The 17,660-nt window shown below is 39.2% G+C and carries 16 protein-coding genes and 1 other annotated feature; of the genes, 14 read left to right on the top strand and 2 right to left on the bottom strand.

What is annotated here, in order from left to right; genetic code table 11:
* Position 1: 1 nt before the first annotated feature.
* From I8U19_RS13230 to I8U19_RS13220, 3 genes are read left to right on the top strand one after another with little or no spacing between them, the layout of a single operon-like run.
* Entirely contained in the window at positions 2-919 is a 918-nt protein-coding gene (locus I8U19_RS13230; RefSeq protein WP_198056128.1) for a hypothetical protein, read from the top strand.
* A 55-nt stretch (positions 920-974) separates the two neighbouring features.
* Positions 975-1,394, top strand: a complete 420-nt coding sequence (locus tag I8U19_RS13225; RefSeq protein WP_198056127.1) for a phage holin family protein — start codon at positions 975-977, stop codon at positions 1,392-1,394.
* Positions 1,391-2,119 carry an N-acetylmuramoyl-L-alanine amidase gene (locus I8U19_RS13220; protein ID WP_198056126.1) on the top strand — a complete coding sequence of 243 codons (729 nt, stop codon included), beginning with the start codon at positions 1,391-1,393 and terminating at the stop codon, positions 2,117-2,119. The genes I8U19_RS13225 and I8U19_RS13220 overlap by 4 nt, the downstream gene beginning before the upstream one ends.
* Positions 2,120-2,261: 142 nt before the next feature.
* Here the strand turns inward: I8U19_RS13220 and I8U19_RS13215 are convergent, their stop codons facing one another.
* Positions 2,262-3,668: a helix-turn-helix domain-containing protein gene (locus I8U19_RS13215; protein WP_198056125.1), complete on the bottom strand. Its 1,407-nt coding sequence runs from the start codon at positions 3,666-3,668 to the stop codon at positions 2,262-2,264.
* Positions 3,669-3,987: 319 nt separating this feature from the next.
* Here I8U19_RS13215 and I8U19_RS13210 point away from each other — a divergent pair, with 319 nt between their 5' ends.
* The 11 genes from I8U19_RS13210 to I8U19_RS13165 all read left to right on the top strand — a co-directional run bounded on the left by I8U19_RS13210 (position 3,988) and on the right by I8U19_RS13165 (position 14,139).
* On the top strand, positions 3,988-4,230 hold the full coding sequence (locus I8U19_RS13210; RefSeq protein ID WP_198056124.1) for a hypothetical protein: 243 nt from the start codon (positions 3,988-3,990) through the stop codon (positions 4,228-4,230).
* 407 nt (positions 4,231-4,637) lie between these two features.
* Positions 4,638-4,949, top strand: a complete 312-nt coding sequence (locus I8U19_RS13205; protein ID WP_198056123.1) for a hypothetical protein — start codon at positions 4,638-4,640, stop codon at positions 4,947-4,949.
* Positions 4,950-4,956: 7 nt separating this feature from the next.
* A complete protein-coding gene (locus I8U19_RS13200; protein ID WP_198056122.1) occupies positions 4,957-5,265 on the top strand; it encodes a hypothetical protein in 309 nt (102 codons plus the stop codon).
* Complete coding sequence (locus I8U19_RS17690) at positions 5,262-5,459, top strand: VVA0879 family protein (protein WP_370589238.1); 198 nt, start codon at positions 5,262-5,264, stop codon at positions 5,457-5,459. Before I8U19_RS13200 ends, I8U19_RS17690 begins: the two co-directional genes overlap by 4 nt.
* Positions 5,460-5,753: 294 nt before the next feature.
* Complete coding sequence (serS, locus tag I8U19_RS13195) at positions 5,754-7,034, top strand: serine--tRNA ligase (RefSeq protein ID WP_198056121.1); 1,281 nt, start codon at positions 5,754-5,756, stop codon at positions 7,032-7,034.
* 109 nt (positions 7,035-7,143) lie between these two features.
* Positions 7,144-7,824, top strand: coding sequence for a cyclase family protein (locus tag I8U19_RS13190; RefSeq protein ID WP_198056120.1), 681 nt, complete (start codon positions 7,144-7,146; stop codon positions 7,822-7,824).
* A gap of 27 nt (positions 7,825-7,851) precedes the next feature.
* On the top strand, positions 7,852-9,393 hold the full coding sequence (locus I8U19_RS13185; protein WP_198056119.1) for a radical SAM/SPASM domain-containing protein: 1,542 nt from the start codon (positions 7,852-7,854) through the stop codon (positions 9,391-9,393).
* A 64-nt stretch (positions 9,394-9,457) separates the two neighbouring features.
* Positions 9,458-10,990: a hypothetical protein gene (locus I8U19_RS13180; RefSeq protein WP_198056118.1), complete on the top strand. Its 1,533-nt coding sequence runs from the start codon at positions 9,458-9,460 to the stop codon at positions 10,988-10,990.
* 13 nt (positions 10,991-11,003) lie between these two features.
* On the top strand, positions 11,004-11,900 hold the full coding sequence (locus tag I8U19_RS13175; protein WP_198056117.1) for a shikimate dehydrogenase: 897 nt from the start codon (positions 11,004-11,006) through the stop codon (positions 11,898-11,900).
* A gap of 26 nt (positions 11,901-11,926) precedes the next feature.
* Complete coding sequence (locus tag I8U19_RS13170; RefSeq protein WP_198056116.1) at positions 11,927-12,772, top strand: sugar phosphate isomerase/epimerase family protein; 846 nt, start codon at positions 11,927-11,929, stop codon at positions 12,770-12,772.
* A gap of 23 nt (positions 12,773-12,795) precedes the next feature.
* Positions 12,796-14,139, top strand: a complete 1,344-nt coding sequence (locus I8U19_RS13165; RefSeq protein WP_198056115.1) for a UDP-glucose dehydrogenase family protein — start codon at positions 12,796-12,798, stop codon at positions 14,137-14,139.
* 245 nt (positions 14,140-14,384) lie between these two features.
* Here the strand turns inward: I8U19_RS13165 and I8U19_RS13160 are convergent, their stop codons facing one another.
* The gene (locus I8U19_RS13160; protein WP_370589780.1) at positions 14,385-17,036 is read right to left on the bottom strand and encodes a valine--tRNA ligase; all 2,652 of its coding nucleotides are present in this window, start codon (positions 17,034-17,036) and stop codon (positions 14,385-14,387) included.
* A gap of 39 nt (positions 17,037-17,075) precedes the next feature.
* Positions 17,076-17,327 (bottom strand) — a binding site (T-box leader).
* Positions 17,328-17,660 lie beyond the last annotated feature (333 nt).

Raw genomic sequence — 17,660 nt, 5'->3', positions numbered from 1 at the left:
TATGCCAGCCATCGTGAACTCCTTTCCTTGGGATGATACGCCAAGTTATGAAGCGGATTGGCGCGACATGATGGAAAATATGCGATCCACCGGGATTATTGTTCAGGGACCAATCATGGATGGATCAACCGGGGATTGTGCGGTCTCTCCGGGAACGGGTTTGCAAGTGAAAGTCGCTCCGGGAAAAGCCTGGGTCAAAGGGCACATGTGGAAACACACCGCGGACTATGTTTACTTGCCGATCAATGCAAATACATCGGGATCTTCAAGAACCGATTTGATTGTACTTCGGGCTGACTTTACGAACAATTTCATGACGTATACCGTCATCCAAGGACCGAATGCGGTTCCCATTAACAATTCCACAACCTGGGATCTTCCGCTGGCCGAAGTAACGGTTCAAAACAATGCCAGCAGCATTTCTTTGGCGGATATTAAGGATCGGAGGATGACATCGAACCACGCGGGATTTCGTCCGATTTGTATTTTGCGAAACTCCACCGGTAAAAGTTTGGCGACCGGAACCAATGCCACCCTCTCATGGGATACGGAAGAACTGAATCCAGTTGGAATGCATCTGGTTAGTGACCGGATCACGATTCGGGAAGATGGAGTTTATGAAGTGGGCTGTTCAACCGTATGGGAAACGGTGGCTAATTCGGATAACTTGAGGCGGATTATTCTTTTTCGGAACCGTGGGGGAACGATCGATGCGATCGCGCACGGTTCGAGTCGTGGAGCGGGGGTTGTCGGTGTGGATGTGGGTGTTTCCGCGCGCAGGGTCATTGACCTGCAAAAAGACGATTATCTATACGTAACAGCCTACAATGACAGTGGAGCGACGTTGAACATTAAGGCATCAGGGTTATATTCTCCGGTTTTCTGGTGCATGAAATTGGGGGAATCCAAGGGACTTTAACCGTTTTGCGGATATGTGGCAAAGCGGTTTTTTGTTTACGGAGGTGTAGAGCCAAATGTTGACCACCGACGAATGGGGAGAATTTTTGCTCAAGTTTACTGTTGGTGTACTGGGAGGGATCACCGCCCAACTTTTTGGGGGATGGTCCGATGCTTTAAAAGCTTTACTGATTTTTATGACGATCGATTATGTCACCGGCTTTCTGGCAGCCCGAAAAGAAGGGAGACTTTCGAGTACGACGGGTTTTTTTGGAATCATGAGAAAGGTGATGATCTTTGCGATTATCGCTGTGGCTCATGTGATTGACACATTATTGGGAGATGGACACCTGCTCCGGGACGGGGCGGTGTTTTTTTATTTGGCGAACGAAGCCTTGTCTATTGTGGAGAATTCAGGACGCATGGGTTTGCCGATTCCGTCAGAACTGAAAAAAGGAATTGAAATCTTGCGTGGAGGAAAGGAGAAGAAAAAATGAAGACCATCATCCTTGATCCTGGACATGGAGGGCCGGATTCCGGTGCAACCGGCTTCGGTCTGAAAGAAGCCGATGTGGCGTTACAATTAGCAGAAATGGTTGGAGACTACTTTGGAAAGTATGAGGTCGTGGTTACTTTTACGAGGAACCGGAACACGTCGTCTTCTTATCCTGGGCCGCCAGAGGGACTCTATAAACGGATTAACTATGCCAACAGCAAGAGCGCGGATCTTTTCTTGTCTTTGCATTGCAATTCCGGAGGTGGTTCTGGCTTTGAGTCTTATATTGCTAAAGGAGCTCCCGCCAAAACGCAACGGATTCAAAAGGCAATCAATGAAAGCGTGTTGGGATATCTGAAAGGATATGGGATTGATCCACATGGGAATGCAGCAAAAAATGATACACAAGGAGCTCATTCCCGGATCGCCGTTTTGCGTGACACGAGGATGAGTGCGGTTTTGTTGGAATGCCTGTTTATAGATAATCCAAGGGAAAATAAGCTGTTGCGGGATAAGAGGTTCTTGGATGGGTTGGCTGGAGCCATCGTTAAGGGAGTGGCAGTTGCTTTTGGATTGAAAGAGAAAGTGGACAGGCCGAAACCGATGTATAGGGTGACGGTGGACGGGGAGGTGATTTATGACACGGCTTATGAGGAGAAAATTGTAGGTATAGTATTAGAAGCAACAGGAAAGCAGGCAGAAGTTATTCTCCTTAAAAAGTTATAGATAAGCGTATAGAATAAATAAAAGGGAGGGGTGTGGAAATACCCTCCCCTTCTTTATAAAAATGATGCCATCTGGTTCAAGTGAATAGTACAAATCGATTCCGACAATATATGTAAGAATTAGGTCGGAATTTAAATATGGCTTAGTCATTCGGTGGGTCCCCAGCTAATTTCATTGAATGGTGTGGCATGTTATTCACCCCTTTTGTAATTTTCAGTTTCAATTGTACATCAAGTTCAAGCATCCTTGCCACGATTTTATGAAATTTAGGATCATTTACAGCCCGATAACAAAAGGCTAGTTTTTCTCGAACCTCAGGTAAGGGCTGTTCCGGATGTAATCTTTCTTCATAATCCCAAACTTGTTCATAGTAAGGGATAGCTTCTCGTAATTCATTTCGACGGATGTAATAATCGCCGTACAATTCCAATACTTCCATGTGACGGAATGGATCTTCCGTTTCTCGGCTAATTTTTTCAGCCTTATCAAGCATTTTTTTTGCTCTGTTCCAGTCTTCTTTCAAAGAGTAAAGTTCGCCTAAACGCATATAGGGGGTAGCCAGTAAATGTTCATTACTAACTAACTCTTCTAAGTCAAGAGCATAAAGGTAGTATTCTTCTGCTTCAAATAAATCGCCGCACTCTTTGTAGATCGCGCCAAGCAGAGTATATATTTCTAAGGCTTGTTCTGGACGGTTACAGGTTCGTGTAATTTCTAAAGCTTCATTTGCATAGGAACGAGCTTCTTTAAATTGCCGTTTTTTGAAGAGGAGTAGAATGTGTAAGGCATAGACTTGTAACTTGGTGTCAATATGATCGATTAAACCAATTTCCTCTTGCATTTTCCGAACAATTATTAAGGCATCCTCGTCTTCATCAAGTTTTTCCAAATAGATAACCTCGCTAATCAATAAATTGTATATAATACCAGCTCTATCGCCATCTTGTTGATAAACTTCTTTTCCTAAACGTATATGGTCCAACGCCTTAATAAGGTTTTTGTCTTTAAAAAATGCTATTTTGGCTAAGTACAAATGGCAAACAGCAGCTAAATTGCTCTTATCAAATTCGAAATGTCTGTTTAATTGATTAAGCACATACTCAAATTTTTTTCGAGCAGAATTCCAATTCCTACGATAGATGTGACATTTTCCTAAGATTAATTGTTGAACGACATAAAGAGGGTCATATGGGTCGAATGTAAGTTGAATTAGTTTTTCTTCTGCACGATTAGGACTATGGAGTTCGATTAATCGTTCAACATGGTTTAGATAGCGTAAGTCTTTCGAGTTAAGCGTTTCATCTGTTTCAATGAGTTCTAAGACATACTGCAAAGAGGTATTCAGCAATTTGCAATAGACTTCAATCTTTTCAACGGTGACATGATCTTTTCCGTTTTCGATGTTTGAAAGGGTTGCTACAGATATATTACCCATTGTGGCTAAAACTTGTAATTTGTGACCACCCTTTAGACGAAGTCTTTGTAAAACCGATCCGACCTTACGTAACTGTTCTGGGGTTAAAGATATATCGTCTTGCTCTCGTTTCATAGTTACCTCCCGTTTTTTAATCACTTCTTTAAAAAAGTAGTACGGCAATAAAGGGGATTTCTTATTGTAAGGGTAAATAACCACGTTTTTTTAATTCGTGAGTTAAAATGAACCGAAATTATAAATATTCTAATACATTTGCCTGTGTTTTATAATGTAAGTAATCAATCATCCAGTAAGAAAATCAGAATGTTGGTGTTATTTTAATAATAACACGAATATTGGGAGAATGGATGAGAATCTAAAAATTTTATAGGGAGGGTGAAGATCATTGCTGAAATTGAGAGTTGAAGGTAAAGTGCATCAGGTGGGACCGTTCATGACTGACCTTAATCATCATTCGAAGATTAATTTCCATCAAAAAGAGACACAAACGGATGAAGATCATGTTTGTATTACTTGCGATATTGATCTACAACCATCTCGTAGAGTAAAAGTTGTTGAGTTTTTGAGAGAGGGAAAAGTTATTATCACAATGCCTCTGCTTGATTTGGTTGTTGCAGAAATCGAGGAAGGGAAAACAATTCTTGCAGGTAAATCATTTGACATTTTTTCTGGATAAAAAAAGAGCCAGAAAAATGGCTCATACAAAGCAGAGTTATTTACCTAATTATATCATGGATGGGAGATGGAGGGAACCAGATCAAAGAGGTTCCTAAATGAAGAGTAGAAAAATCATTTACTGGTGGGATGAATCAGAACGAGAACTTATCGTTGTTTGTCCTTCCAGAAATAAACGAAAAAGGATTAAAAATCCGAGAAGAATCGAACGTTTTTTGCAAGTGCATCGGGTCACATTGGAAGAGTGCAAGGGTGTCAGATGCGATTTTGATCATCTAGGACTGTTCAGGAAATTTTGGTGGTAGGAAAACGGATTGTAACGACGGGTAAGCGGTAAACACATACAAAAGGCTTGGATACTCGGTGTATAGATCCGAGTATCCAGTCCGTTAAAGGGTGTTGAAAGTGTTGCGAATAACGGTAGAGGGACCAGAAGAGAAAGTAAGAGCATTTTTGAAGGATTTCTCCATCCTTCCGCAACATAAAGTATTGGCTACATCCGTCCCTTACGAAGATGATGAATTGGCACAAGGTGAGGTACAGATTCTTTGCCATTTTCGACATATCCCGCTGAGTGAAATCAACGAACCGATTTCCGTTACATTTCAAACCAAGGATGGAAAGTATTTAAACTTTCATTTGTTGAGTGGGCACGTTATTCGGGAAGGAGATACCATTTCAGTAACAGGAAAGGCTGTATCTGGTCTACTGAAGGAGTAAAAATGGATTGGGTTTTGACGATTCTGTGCAGATGCACCAGGAGGTAACGCTCATGATGGTTGGCTTAGGTGTGATTGCGATTTTATGTGCGGTTTGGAAAATGATTTTTTTACTGAGGAAAAGAAAAGACCATCTTATATATGAAATTGCGGATAAAACCTCACTTTTTGATTACTTTTTGCTCTTGGCTACGGTCTTGATGTTTTTAGTTGGAAAGAGTACTGTCATTCAGCTTTATCTCCTTGATGTCCTTCTCATTATTGGAATTGCAAACACAATGATGACTTTTTACTATGCAAAAAGGGTGAAAACATGATTAAGCAAACGGAAGATGAGTGGTTGCACGAAATGAGTCAGCGATTTCCAAACTTAAGAAAAGCGACCTTTGAATGTCCACAGTGCGGCCATGTTCAGTCGATTGAGGATTTTCTCAATCTCAATCTCGATGTAACTAGAGCTTATAAGTATGGGGCGATATGTAAACGAAGAAGGTTGTTCTTTTTCTGTTGATGATGATAATTGTTCACTCGGCAAAATGAGGATTGTTGTTACAAGGAATAATGATAAAATCAAAGTGTTTGATTTTATCTAAAATTTATGTTTGATATTTTTATTATTCTTATGTTTTCTTATGTTTTCGGCAGGATAATGAGAATTGATGTAGAAATGGATATTGACGTAAAAATGGGAATAATTAGCTTCCTGCATCAAGTAGTAAGATGTGCTATTGATCTTAGTTTAAAAGTAGCGGTTTAAGATATAATGTGTTAGTGTATTTATATATTTGACTTGGGAGGCTATTTTATGCTTGACATCAACTTTATCAGGCATAATCCTGACAAAGTGCAACAGGCTGCTGACAACAAAGGAATAGCGATCAGCGTTTCTGAATTGTTGGATTATGATCAAAAGAGGCGTGAGTTTATTCAGGAAATTGACACGTTGCGGGCGGAACGGAATAAAGTCTCAAAAGAAGTGCCTAAATTAAAAGGCGATGAGAAAAAATTAGCCATTCAGCGAGTAAAAGAGGTCAATGTAAAGCTAAGTGAGTTGGAAGCTCAATTTGAAGAAGTAAACAAACGATTCAATGATTTAATGTTACTTGTTCCTTCGGTACCATTAGATGATGTTCCAGTCGGGGAAACGGATGAGGATAATGTGGAGATTCGTAAAGAAGGCATTATCCCAGAGTTTGATTTTCCTATTAAAGATCATGTGACTTTGGGTGAGATGCATGACATGATCGATATCCCTCGAGGGGTAAAAATCGCCGGAAGTCGCATGTATTTTCTTAAGGGAAAAGGAGCAATGCTGCATCGTGCAGTGATTCAGTTGACCCTTGACTTCTTGGCAAAACGTAACTTCACACCAATGGTTGTTCCAGTAATGGTTCATGAAAAAGCTATGTATGGAACTGGGTATTTTCCATTAGGAAAAGAACAAACCTACGTAACGCTAGATGATACACCAATGAACTTTGTCGGTACGGCGGAAGTCCCCTTAGTCTCTTATTACTCAGATGAAGTTTTGGACGTTTCTCAGCTGCCTATTCGAATGGCTGGAGTTTCCGATTGCTTTAGAAGAGAAGTTGGTTCAGCAGGTAAAGATACGCGCGGGCTGTATCGTGTCCATCAATTCACAAAAGTAGAGCAGGTAGTAATTGCTCCGGCAGATCCTGTCATTTCTGAGCAAATTCATTATGAGTTGCTTTCCAATGCTGAAGAGATTCTTAAGTTGTTGGAACTGCCTTACCGAGTGGTTGAAGTTTGCACTGGTGATATGGGACAAGGGCAGGTTAAAAAGCATGATATTGAGACGTGGATGCCGAGTAGGGAGAAATATAGTGAGACTCATTCCTGTTCATCCTTCTTTGATTTTCAGGCCCGGCGTTCTGGAATTAAATATAAAGATGAAACGGGAAGATCGAAATTCTGCTACACATTAAACAATACTGCTATCGCGTCCCCACGAATCCTAATTCCACTTTTAGAAAATCATCAACAAGCAGACGGATCAATCTATATCCCAAAAGCACTACGGCCTTATCTTGATGGAGTCGAAAAATTTGAACTGGAGAATGAATAAATTCGGGGAATTAATCATCCTTACCTTTACAGCAAGTGAACCTTAGGATATTGTTGCGGTTTTGGTGAGGATGATTTTTTATTTCATACTTAGGAAGGATGAGGAAATAGTGGGGAAAATTATTGATTTGACTTTAGAAATGGAAGATGGTCTTCAAACATTTTCTTCACATCCAAGAATGGTGGTACTAAATCATGTTACTCATGAATTTACGGCGCCAAGATACATTGACCCATGTAAAGGTTTTGCATCTAAAATGTTAATATTCTCAGATCACGCCGGTACCCATGTAGATGCACAGAATCACTATGTTGAAGGAGGTGAATGTGCAGCCAAAATACCTATTGAGAAGCTGATTGGTAAAGCAGTTTGTATCGATGTTTCAAACAAGGAAAAGAATGATGTAGTTGATTCAGCCATGTTAGAAAGGGTTTGCCAAGAGAATTATCTCAATATTGAACAAGAATCTATAGTCTTGATCCGGACTTTTCCAGGCTCTTGGGGAGAAGATAACTTCTTTGAATGGCAAGGAATCAATGATGATGCGGCAGCGTGGTTACAAAGTAAAAAAGTGAAAGCTGTTGGGGTTGATCTGCCTATTGCGGATGAAGTGGGGAATATGCAACGGCCTGTGCATATGCGTATGCTCAAAAGCAATATCTATTTAATAGAAAATTTAATAAATCTCCACATTGTTGCAAATCAGACTTTTACCTTTATTGGATTGCCATTGAAAATCAAGGGTGCAACAGGTTCACCGATTCGTGCAGTGGCTGTCTTAAATGACTGAATTAAGGGAACTGGGGAGGAGATTTTAATGTCTGAGAAGAGTTATATCCCGACCAAAGTGTATGCAAGTGCTGAAGACCTCCCTTCGGGGGTTGTAAAGGAATATCCTCAGTTTGAAACGAATGTCCAGCTTATTGACTTAGGGAAAGGAGCATACTGCTTAAATCACGCACTACGACTTGAGCAAATCTTTGGTGGTCAAGTTTTGAAAGAGGCCTATTACAATGTATTAGATGAAAAAGCCCATTTGGTTGAAGAACGTCTTCTACAAGCAATGTTTGATAAAGGATTTCTCGTTCCGCCAGGAGTTTCTCCAGATCGTGAACATCGTCGCTTGATGAAGCAAGAAGATCAAAAAAAGGATATTTCAATATCATTTACATTGCTGAGAATTCTGCTTACGGATATTTGTAATCTCGCGTGTTCATACTGCAAGGTTGTTCAGAACGTTGCATCTCCTCTAACTACACCAACTTCTTCAAACCGATTAGAACAAGTGATCCAATTTTTCTTTAATAACTCTGATCCTAAACGTAACAAGATTATCCATATTACTGGTGGAGAACCGACGTTATTTTGGGACTCAGTAAGGTTGATTATAGATTTGAAAGAAAAATATCAAAGGCCAAACGAGCATATTTGGATTGTAATGGGAACCAATGCAACCAGAATCGATGATGAAAGAGCTCGCTATTTGGCCGAAAAAGATGTTAAGTGTATTGTATCTATGGATGGACCTGCAGAAATTCACGATCAATTGAGAGGGACCAGAGGTGGACAAGGTTCTTGGGAAGCAGTGGATCGTGGAATAAAAAAATTGAAAGAAGTCGGCGTTGAAGTATCGATTTCGATGGTTTTGGGAAAGCACACAATTAATGAAGCCTATTCAATCATCGATTGGTTTTTGGAGGAGTACGAGCCTACTGGTTTGGGGGTTAATTTTATGAAACCTCCGACCCCAGACCAAAAAGACTATGAATATCTCATTGATCCAAATTTATATGCGGATACAATGTATGGAATTCACAAGTCGTTTCGTAACAAGGGACTGTTTTTGGAACTGGTTTATCGTAAATTGCAACCTTTTGTAGAGCAGAGATACAGATTTCATGATTGTGGGGCTGCCGGAGGTACAAATCTAAACGTCGATGCAAAAGGTAATGTTGGACCTTGCAAGTCTTTTTTAGTGATGGATCAGTTAGCCTTGAAAGATTTGGATTCTGATTCATATCGCTCAACAGTTATTTCGCAATGGCGGAAAAGATCTCCTATTTATTACTCCTATTGTAATGATTGTTCGGCTCGGGGAATGTGCGGAAATGGTTGCGCATATGATGCACAAATTCATTCAGGTGATGATATGGCAATTGATATACGAAGCTGTGAGTATACGAAAAGATTCCATGAGTTATTTATTGAAGATTTGTTCAATATTGTTAAACCTCGTGATTTTGATTTATCTTCATGGTGGCATGTTCCATCAAAAAAGGAAAGGGAAGCGGTTCTTGGTAATGTAAAGGCCAGACCCCGAACGTTAAGCTATTCAATTGGTCATCAAACCATGGACTGATGCTTTTACCAGGTGCCGTCTTTTTGATGGCACCGAATTCCACTTTTTTATAGAGGAGGAAAATATGGAATCATCATTATCTCTCAAACTTCAAAAGATTGCGACCCAAGCGTTTTACGATTATGTACTGCCAATGATTAGACGGGATTTTCCACAAATAGAAAAACGTTTTTTAGTTAATATTACTTCATCTGTTGCCTATGGAGTGGCGGATCAATATTCAGATTTAGATATGTTTATAATTTTTGAACATCATCGGGATTATGAGAAATTTGCTGAACCATTAGAACAAGCCATCAATCAAATAAAATTTCCACAGGAATTTTATAGTGTATGTGACAAGGGAATAAGATTTGAGCTAGAAAGTTTGAGAAGATCTGATATAAGTAAGATTTTTCATTGCAGTGATAATGATGTTGCTTGGATGTACCAAACGGATTGGCTTATACATTGGTTTTTAAATGCAATTACGATATACGATCCAGCTAAATTGGCCGAGAGATTTAAACAGAGATGTTTTTTCTATCCAAAACATATATTAGAGAGCAAAATATATTTTTCTATTCTCTCGATGTGGACTGATTATTACTTGTTAAAAAAGAAAAACCATGTTTTTTCCTACTACTCGTTAAGGCTTTTGTTTAGGATTTTATCTCGTACATTGGATATTTACTATTGGCGTAACGGTTCATATACTCCACATCCCAAGTGGAAATACCGATTAGCTACATTGTTAAAAAAACAATATCGCCATAATCCAATCTTGTGGTATATCGATCAAGTCTTGGAGGCAATTTTGAAGCGAGACTTTGTTAATTGTCTTAATAAAATCGAATGGTTAATTGAATATTTAGAAAATGAGATTGATTCCCGATCGAATAATCAGGGCATATCTGTTTTGGAGAAGGGATTAGTCAAAATAGAATCAGATCAACGAGTTATCTATTTGATTGAAGATACAGTGATTAATAAAAAACGATTTAAAGAACTTAAATCGTTAATCTTCGCAGGAAAAAGATTACTTTATCCAACTGAGATTGGGTACTTTCATTTTAAACGTCCAGGTTACAACTATGATATTGCAATGCGTATATCTGATCGTTTTAGATATTTGATGAATAAACAAAACCATCAAATTCCCCATTATATGATTGATGAAAATAACAATATTCAAAGAAAGAGATTTCGTTATTACAACTTTATTGTGTGGAGAAAGATTAGGGTTGTGGAAAAGGCATTAAAAAGAAACGATAAATTTCTTTATATTTGGTACAGCATTCAAGTGATTGATTATCTACTTGAAATAGCATTTCGTCTGGTAAATGATTTTATGCCAATGGAAGAAATAAGTGGCGAGAGTATTTTGCATCTTTATTCAAGAACGAATAGTTATTTGTGGGATATTGTGAGTGAAAATGAGTTTGCAAATATAGTTCTGAATGAACCTGGGAAATTTATTCAATTGTGTTGGGAAACATTTCGTCATTTTCAATCAATATTTTTACAAAAGGGATTTATCACTCAAAAAGAAGCTGAATGGCCGTTAGATACTCAATTTGAAATTGAATATTGGAAATATGAGAACCTATTCCTTTAGTGGAGGGATCAATATGATTTATTCTGCCCTTCTTGGAAATCCTGTTGATCACAGTGTTTCACCTCTTTTGTTTAAAGAATTCGCAGACTTATGTGGAATCGAAAATTATGACCACCTTAAGCTCTGTGTATTGTATGAGAGAGAGTTACCAGCGTATTTACGTACATTGCAGTTAATTGGTTGTGTTGGAGCAAATGTAACCCTTCCTTACAAGTTATCAGTGATTCCATATTTAAACGAAGTGGATGAAAGGACGAAAGCGATTGGAGCAGTCAATACTATTATTTTTGAAAATGATCTTTTATTGGGGACAAATACAGATGGAGTGGGGGCTTTTCGTGCAATAACTGAACAATTGAGAGGAGTAACTTCAAACGATAAGATTGTAGTCCTTGGCTCCGGTGGGGCGGCTAGGGCGATTATTTATGAACTCTATAAAGTGACGGATCAAATTACTATATTAGCTAGGGATAAGGAAGAGGCAGAAAAAATTTCTATAGATTTTTCCTGTTCGGAACGTGCTCCTATCATGATCCAATCGTTGGATGAAGAAAACCTTTATCCAGTATTGAAGGATGCTGACTTCCTGGTTCAAGCAACACCTGTGGGGATGTATCCAAAGATAACTGAATCATTGGTATCTGAGGATTTGTTTAATCGATTGAGTTTAGAACGGGATGTAAAAACGTTTCATGTTTTTGACGCAGTATTCAATCCTTATAAAACCTTGTTATTACAATATGCCGAGAAATTTGGATTTCCTACTTGTTCAGGTATTTGGATGATGATTTATCAAGCTGTGGATGCATTTAATCTGTGGACTGGTTTTGATGTTTCACATGCAGATTTCGCGGTCATCGAAAGTAAGTTGAATCAAGCAATAAATAACCAATACAAAATATTAGAATAATATATTTTTATTGGAGAGGATTTTTTATGATGGATAATTTGTCATTCATCACTGATGAATATAGCGATTCAATTGATGAAGCTATTACTTTTGCCGTTGAAGCAGGCATCAATTTAATTGAATTAAGAACAGCAAACAAGAGGAATTTACTTGATTTTCCAATGGATGAACTGAAGGACATAGCGAAAAAAATTAAAAATCATAATCTGTGTGTATCATGTTTGGCATCTCCACTATTAAAATGGCATCCTGATCATATAGAGGGATTAAAAATAGAGAATGCTAGATTTCATTCATTTAAATACAACAAAGCTCCTAAGTCGGATGTCTATCAGAAGGCATTTGAAATTGCCGATCTATTTCAAACTCAATTTATAAGGATATTTTCATATTTAATGTATCCAGGATTTCAAGTTGATGATTTAATGTCAGACGTCGAATTGCTTATTCATTTAGCTTGTCAGTACGATAAAACGCTTTTAATTGAAAATGAACCTGTGTGTAATATTGATAAGCTTGGAAAGCTCTATGAATTTGTTACGCTGATAAACAGCCCACGAGTATGTGCATTGGTTGATGTAGGAAATCTTTACGAAATGGGACATCATGTAGACTATGATGATCTGAAAAGGCTGGCACCATTTATTCGATACTTACACATAAAAGATTATAGTATTGACTTAGGTCAATATGTCACGGTGGGGGACGGAGATGTTGATGTTAAAGAATATTTTCAGGAGTTATCCCGATTTGTGAATTTGAGACAACTACCAATATCATTGGAAACACATGTGAGGGAAGAAAAGAAAGTGGCGACGGAAAGATCAATTAAATATGTGAAAGATGTATTTGATACACTGAATATCAGTTGATTTTATCAGAAAAGAGGGATTCAGTGAGATTAGGAATCATTGGATGTGGCTATGTAGGGGTGGTTACAGCTGTCTGTTTTGCTGAAATAGGTCATAAAATTATTTGCCTTGATTGTAATGAACAAAAAATAAATGATCTGAAAAAGGGGAAACTACCATTTTACGAACCTGGTTTGGACGAGCTATTAGAAGAAAATCTTGAGAAAGGTCAGATTAAGTTTACGAACAGTTTAGATGAATGTGTTAGTTATGGAGACATCATTTTCATCACCGTTGGTACTCCTTCACTTCCTGATGGTAGTTTGGATGTCGCACAGATAGAGTTATTAGCTAAACAGATAGGACATTTAATTAATGGAGAGAAGACAATTGTAATAAAAAGTACTGTTCCAGTTGGTACTAATCGTCATGTACAAGAAGTGATTAGCTCAAGTAATTCAACCCCTTATAGATGTTCAGTTGTCTCCTGCCCTGAATTTTTGCGGGAGGGATCGGCCATTTCTGATACGTTTAATATGGAACGAGTTGTAATAGGCACAAATGAACCTTATGTGGCTGAGTTGATTGAACAACTTTACTCTCCTTTCAGTAAAAACTTTGTAAAGACGAATTGGGAAACGGCTGAGCTAATTAAACTGGCTTCGAATGCGTTTTTGGCTACTAAAATTTCATTTATTAATGAGATAGCCAACATCTCTGAAAAATGTGGTGCGGATGTGACAAAAGTAGCTTTAGGAATTGGGCTTGATTCTCGTATTGGAATGAGTTACTTACAAGCGGGAATTGGTTATGGAGGATCATGCTTACCGAAGGATACAGTTGCAACTGTTAAGTTAGCCCAAACTCTAGGATATGATTTTGAAATACTTAAATCAGCAGTAAATGTAAATGAAAAACAAATGCTTAAGCCTGTCAAATTGCTTTTGGAGGTATTAGAAGAACCAAGCTTATCAGGGAAATTAATCTCTGTTTTAGGTTTAACATTTAAACCAAACACTAGTGATATCAGAAATTCTCCGTCACTACGTATAATCAAAGAAATTTTGGAATTAGGCGGTACTGTGAATGCTTATGACCCTGTTGCGATTTCAGAGGTAAAAAGGATTTTTCCATCACTTAATTACTATGTGGATATTGAGGAAGCAATCAAGGGATCCGATGCAGTCCTAATCTTAACGGCATGGGATCATATTAAGAAATTTGATTTCAGCAAGATTTTTGCACTAATGAATGAACCATTAATAATTGATGGTCGGAATGTTTTAGATTCAAAGGAAATGGAAAAATACAAAATCGCTTACTATTCAATCGGTAGATCTGCACTATCTACAAGATGTGAAAAAGCTAAGCTCAGATGGACAAATTAAAAAGAAAAACTACCTTAGAGAATAAAAATAATACTAATTTGAAATGCAGAAGAAACTGCTAAAATCATTAACAAAAAATTTTTAATTATATAGTGATTGGCTATGAATAAAAAAGAAAACCGATGTCCATATTGCTGTCAGTATCTAAAGTGAAAGACTGCCGGCAGTTTTATTTTTAACGAACTACTTCACATCATTATCATGAATGTGGATGGACCTTCTGCCAGAGTCCATCCCTTTTAACGTTAGCTTTGCAGTTCGGCTAAACGTGCTTTCACTTTCTCGCGTTTCTCCAGATAATCTTTTTCTTTTCTTCGTTCTTCTTCGACAACATGGGTAGGTGCTTTGCTGATAAACCCTTGATTTGATAGTTTCTTTTGCACCCGCTCAACTTCTGCATTCAGTGTTTTCAGCTCTTTTTTCAAGCGTTCAATTTCTTGATTGATATCGATTAACCCTGCGAGTGGCAGTAAGATTTCGGCTCCTGTTACCACAGCACTCATGGCTTTTTCCGAAATGGAGAGATCGGAGTCGATGGTGAGACTTTCGGGATTGCATTGCTGGCGAATCCATTTCTCGCCAAGGCGCAGGTAGTGTAATGTCTTTTCATTATCTGGCCGAATGTAGATATCGACTTTTTTGTTTACTGGTACATTCACTTCCGCCCGGATATTGCGAACACTACGAATGACTTCCATGTAAAGTTTCATTTGTTCGACTGCTTCAGGGAATCGGAAACGATTCTCCGGCTCCGGCCACTTGCTAACCATGATGCTTATTCCTTTGTGGGGGAGATTTTGCCAGATTTCTTCTGTCACAAATGGCATGAATGGATGGAGTAAGCGAAGAATTTGGTCAAGAACGTAACAGAGAACGGAACGTGTGGTTTTCTTCGCTTCTTCATCCTCCCCGTACAGGGATAATTTCGCAAATTCAATGTACCAGTCACAGAATTCATCCCATACAAATTCATACAAAGCCCGGCCAACTTCGTTGAAGTGATACTCTTCCAATTGATGGGTGACATAGTTAATGGTTTCCTGCAAGCGGGTTAGAATCCATTGGTCCGCTGTATTCAATGAACCAGAGAGAGCGATATCGTCGATCCCGAAGTCATCAATGTTCATGAGTACAAAGCGGGAAGCGTTCCAAATTTTATTAATGAAATTTCGTGCCGATTCCAGACGTTCCCATCGGAAGCGCAGGTCTTGACCTGGTGTTGTACCAGTTGAAATCATAAACCGCATGGCATCCGCGCCATACTGGTCAATGACTTCCAAGGGATCAACCCCATTTCCAAGGGACTTGGACATTTTGACCCCTTCCGAGTCACGAACTAACCCGTGGATGATAACATCTTGAAATGGCTTTGTACCCGTAAACTCGATGGCGGTGAAGATCATACGCGCTACCCAAGGATAGATGATGTCATGCCCTGTAATCAAGACGTTGTTGGGATAGTACCGTTTTAAATCGGGGGTTTGCTCGGGCCAACCCATTGTGGAAAACGGCCATAAACCAGAGCTAAACCATGTATCCAATACGTCTTCATCCTGCATGATGTTCGTGCTTCCGCATTTGGAACAGGAAGCTGGATCTTCCATGGATACAGTGATTTCTCCACAATCTGCACAATGCCAGGCTGGAATACGATGACCCCACCACAACTGACGTGAGATGCACCAATCACGGATATTTTTAATCCAATCGACATAGAGCTTTTCAAATCGATCGGGGACAAACCTTACCTTATCCTCACTCTTTTGGAGTTCAATGGCTTTTTCAGCCAGAGGTTTCATTTTAACAAACCATTGAGTGGACAAATAAGGTTCTACCACTGCACCACTCCGTTCGCTGTGACCGACTGAATGAACATGCTCCTCAATGTTTACCATGATACCAGCTTCCTGGAGATCCTTGACGATTTGCTGCCGTGCTTCAAAACGATCAAGTCCCTGATATTTGCCGGCATTCTCATTCATTTTTCCGGTTTCGTCCATGACAATAATTTGCGGTAAATCATGGCGAAGACCGATTTCAAAATCGTTGGGATCGTGGGCGGGTGTGATTTTTACCGCACCTGTTCCAAATTCTTTGTCCACATATTCATCGGCAATGATGGGGATTTCTCGTTCCACAATTGGCAGAATCACCGTTTTACCGATCATTCCTTGGTAACGTTCATCCTCCGGATGGACAGCGACTGCGGTATCCCCCAGCATTGTTTCTGGACGAGTGGTGGCGACTTGAATATACCCAGAACCGTCCTTTAACGGATACCGCATATGATAAAGCGCACCTTTGACTTCTTTATAAATGACTTCGATGTCCGAGATGGCCGTTCGTGCAACCGGGTCCCAGTTAATAATGTATTTGCCGCGATAAATCAATCCTTTGTTGTACAGATCGACAAATACCTTCCGAACGGCTTTAGACAAGCCTTCATCCATGGTAAAGCGTTCCCGTGAGTAATCAATGGAGAAGCCCATTTTCTTCCATTGTTCATGGATGATGGATGCAAAGTGCTCTTTCCATTCCCATGCTTTCTCTAAAAACTTTTCCCGGCCAAGGTCATGACGGTTGACTCCTTCTTCTCGAAGTTTCTCCTCCAACTTCGCTTGGGTCGCGATCCCAGCGTGATCCATACCCGGAAGCCATAAGGTGTCATATCCCTGCATCCGTTTCATTCGAATAAGGACATCTTGCAACGTAAAATCTAATGCATGACCCATATGCAACATCCCAGTTACATTTGGTGGGGGCATCACAATACTGTAAGGCTCGCTATTTTGATCTTCCGAAGGTCTGAACAAATCATGGTCCATCCAAAATTGATATCTCTTGCTTTCCACTGCTTTTGGATCATACTTTGTGGACATTTGAATTTCTTTTGGCATCTGTTTCATCCTCCTTCCAATACGAAAAAGCCCTTCATCTCAAAGGACGAAGGGCTCGCGGTACCACCTTTGTTAGTGAAGAAACCATGGATTTCTCCACTCACTCATTTCCATTAACGCTGGAATACGTTTCCCACTACTGACCAAGGCGCAGGCGTTGGCAGGAACAACTCAGGAGCTACCTTCAACAGATTCCACCCGAAGAATCTCACAGCTGCCAATCTCTACAATTTGGCAGATTCTTCTCTCTGAGGGTTTTCCCTGTTTACTCTTCTCCGTCATAGTTGTTTTGGCTAACTATGCAACTAATTAACCGTTCACTCACATTTTGACCAATATCAGTTGGATTAATACCATTCTACAAGTCAGGCTGAATCTGTGTCAATATTTGTACTATCCATTTGATCACAGTGAAGGATAAAAATGGAGGGGAATTTCTAGAACAAAGCTAAATACATATTATCAACTTTGGAGTGATTACTCATTAGCATATGATAAGAACCAACCTATTGTTACTGAAACCTTCGATAGTAAAAATTTAACTCTTAAAAGAAATAAACCTTTATCGTTCGAAAGTCGAGCGCTATAAGCTGTACACGGTGTTAAGGTACATTTGAAAGATAA

Origin of the sequence: Thermoactinomyces sp. CICC 10523, assembly GCF_016055105.1 — a bacterium.
Taxonomy (GTDB): domain Bacteria; phylum Bacillota; class Bacilli; order Thermoactinomycetales; family Thermoactinomycetaceae; genus Thermoactinomyces_A; species Thermoactinomyces_A daqus.
This window is presented reverse-complemented; position numbering and strand designations above follow the sequence as displayed.

Excerpts from the sequence above, each read along its gene's own strand:
- I8U19_RS13215 (WP_198056125.1), bottom strand. The coding sequence starts at position 3,668 with ATGAAACGAGAGCAAGACGATATATCTTTAACCCCAGAACAGTTACGT.
- I8U19_RS13170 (WP_198056116.1), top strand. The coding sequence starts at position 11,927 with ATGATGGATAATTTGTCATTCATCACTGATGAATATAGCGATTCAATT.
- I8U19_RS13210 (WP_198056124.1), top strand. The coding sequence starts at position 3,988 with ATGACTGACCTTAATCATCATTCGAAGATTAATTTCCATCAAAAAGAG.
- I8U19_RS13230 (WP_198056128.1), top strand. The coding sequence starts at position 2 with ATGCCAGCCATCGTGAACTCCTTTCCTTGGGATGATACGCCAAGTTAT.
- I8U19_RS13225 (WP_198056127.1), top strand. The coding sequence starts at position 975 with ATGTTGACCACCGACGAATGGGGAGAATTTTTGCTCAAGTTTACTGTT.
- I8U19_RS13180 (WP_198056118.1), top strand. The coding sequence starts at position 9,458 with ATGGAATCATCATTATCTCTCAAACTTCAAAAGATTGCGACCCAAGCG.
- I8U19_RS13160 (WP_370589780.1), bottom strand. The coding sequence starts at position 17,036 with ATGCCAAAAGAAATTCAAATGTCCACAAAGTATGATCCAAAAGCAGTG.
- I8U19_RS17690 (WP_370589238.1), top strand. The coding sequence starts at position 5,262 with ATGATTAAGCAAACGGAAGATGAGTGGTTGCACGAAATGAGTCAGCGA.
- I8U19_RS13220 (WP_198056126.1), top strand. The coding sequence starts at position 1,391 with ATGAAGACCATCATCCTTGATCCTGGACATGGAGGGCCGGATTCCGGT.
- I8U19_RS13175 (WP_198056117.1), top strand. The coding sequence starts at position 11,004 with ATGATTTATTCTGCCCTTCTTGGAAATCCTGTTGATCACAGTGTTTCA.
- I8U19_RS13185 (WP_198056119.1), top strand. The coding sequence starts at position 7,852 with ATGTCTGAGAAGAGTTATATCCCGACCAAAGTGTATGCAAGTGCTGAA.
- serS (WP_198056121.1), top strand. The coding sequence starts at position 5,754 with ATGCTTGACATCAACTTTATCAGGCATAATCCTGACAAAGTGCAACAG.